Source organism: Pedobacter sp. HMWF019, from assembly GCF_003061025.1.
Lineage (GTDB): Bacteria > Bacteroidota > Bacteroidia > Sphingobacteriales > Sphingobacteriaceae > Pedobacter.
Genome location: NZ_QAIL01000196.1, coordinates 1 through 1,449, shown reverse-complemented (window position 1 = coordinate 1,449; position 1,449 = coordinate 1). Strand labels below are relative to the sequence as shown.

The 1,449-nt window shown below is 38.9% G+C and carries 2 protein-coding genes; one reads left to right on the top strand and one right to left on the bottom strand.

Annotated features, from left to right (window positions below; all coding sequences use genetic code 11):
• The first annotated feature begins 234 nt into the window (after positions 1 to 234).
• Positions 235 to 1,002 (top strand): Ku protein, encoded by a 768-nt coding sequence (locus DBR11_RS12140; protein ID WP_108552942.1) that lies wholly within the window; start codon positions 235 to 237, stop codon positions 1,000 to 1,002.
• Here the strand turns inward: DBR11_RS12140 and DBR11_RS12135 are convergent.
• Positions 999 to 1,376 carry a response regulator transcription factor gene (locus tag DBR11_RS12135; RefSeq protein WP_255564072.1) on the bottom strand — a complete coding sequence of 126 codons (378 nt, stop codon included), beginning with the start codon at positions 1,374 to 1,376 and terminating at the stop codon, positions 999 to 1,001. The two genes, DBR11_RS12140 and DBR11_RS12135, sit on opposite strands and share 4 nt — an antisense overlap.
• Positions 1,377 to 1,449: the final 73 nt, after the last annotated feature.

The following is a 1,449-nucleotide window of genomic DNA, read 5'->3' as shown; positions in this document are numbered from 1 at the left end:
ACGGGTTTAACGGCCAGACCATGCAGTACTTGTTTGCCATCATGGTAGGTAACTGGTTTTAACTGGGCGAAGCTTGCTGTATTCATGAACAGGAAGATTAAAACGGGAGTGAGTTTCATATCCGGGCATTTATTGTCCTAGCTAATTTACAGATAAGATTTGATAAAACACCTGTTTTTGCCTGTAAAACAATTCTATAACCCTGTTGTTACCTAAAGGTTTAATGTGCAAATTATGAGAGCAATTTGGAAAGGATCCATTGGATTTGGTTTAGTTAATATTCCCGTGAAGCTTTATTCTGCCGTACAGAACAGCCATCTTGATCTGGATATGCTGGATAGTAAAGACCATGCCCATATCAAGTTTCAGCGGATCAATGAGCATACACGCAAAGAGGTGTCTTATGATAAGATTGTGAAAGGTTACCTGCTGAAAGATCAGTATGTGATTCTGGACGAACAGGATTTTGAAGATGCCAGCCCGGAGAAGACCAAAATGATTGAACTGGAGAACTTTGTAGATATAGAGGAAATCAATCCAATCTATTATGAAACATCTTATTATGCGGAACCGGAAGCTCAAGGGAAAAAGGCCTACGCATTACTGTTAAAAGCATTGATCCAGTCAAAAAAGGCAGGAATAGCCAGGTTTGTTTTAAGAAGTACTGAAAATTTATGTGTTATCCATCCGCTGAATGAGATCATTGTGGTTACAAAGATCCGATTCCAGGAAGAAATCAGAACGACAGAGGAAATGAAGATCCCGCCCATCAACACGATTAATAAAAAGGAGTTGGATGTCGGGCTGGCTTTAATTAAGCAATATACCTCTGCTTTTGATATTAAGAATTTTAAAGATGAATACACTCAGGAGCTGCTAAAAATCATAAAAGCCAAAGCTAAGGGAAAACGTGCTACAGTTAAAAAGCTTGAACCTAAGGCAGCTACAAGCGATGATCTTTATGAGCAGCTGATGCAGAGCCTGAATAAAAAAGGGGCCTAGTTATAGATTTTTCCTGCGAGAATTCCCTCAATTCTATCCAGCAGATCGTCGATGTCGAACGGCTTGGCTAAAAAGCCATTAGGCTTGTGGGTTCCATGCTGGATGTTTTCTTCCGTATATCGTGCAGAAATCATCAAAACCGGGATGTCCTTTGTCTTGTCGTCGGATCTTAATTCCTGAAGTAAAACCCGACCGTCACCATCAGGAAGCATGATATCGAGGATGATTAAATCCGGTTTAAATCCTTCAATATGTACAAGCATATCTGCACTTTTGTTTAGCCCTGTAACTTTATAAGCCTCACTTTGCAGAATTAGCGTGATCACGTCCAAAATAGCATGATTATCTTCTATTACGAGAATATTTTTGTACAATTTAGATTCTTTTGCCAAGTTGTTTACTCATTAGGAACATACAAATATACAATTGAAAATTAATGTTTAGGGG

Coding starts and splice junctions, on each gene's coding strand:
- DBR11_RS12140 (WP_108552942.1), top strand. CDS start 235: ATGAGAGCAATTTGGAAAGGATCCATTGGATTTGGTTTAGTTAATATT.